At 44.2% G+C, this 240-nt stretch carries 1 protein-coding gene; it reads left to right on the top strand.

The annotated features are described in order from the left end of the window. Positions 1-240 (top strand): aminotransferase class V-fold PLP-dependent enzyme (locus tag B4920_RS27690; protein ID WP_139379768.1); only part of this gene is annotated, 240 nt, incomplete at both ends.

Raw genomic sequence — 240 nt, 5'->3', positions numbered from 1 at the left:
ACTCTGCCAACTCACCAAATTGTCGGTTTAGGTGAAGCTGCGGCGATTGCAAAAGCTGAAATGGCAACAGATGACGCGCGTATTGCTAAGCTGCGTGACAAATTATGGAATGGCATCAAACACATTGAAGAAACCTATATCAACGGTGATATGACTCAGCGTGTGAGTGGCAGTCTCAACGTTAGTTTCAACTATGTTGAAGGTGAGTCACTGATGATGGCCTTAAAAGATTTAGCGGTT

It is taken from the genome of Zoogloea sp. LCSB751 (assembly GCF_002028455.1).
Taxonomy (GTDB): domain Bacteria; phylum Pseudomonadota; class Gammaproteobacteria; order Burkholderiales; family Rhodocyclaceae; genus Zoogloea.
The sequence above is the reverse complement of the archived record's forward strand: the minus strand, read 5'-3'. Positions and strand labels throughout refer to the sequence as shown.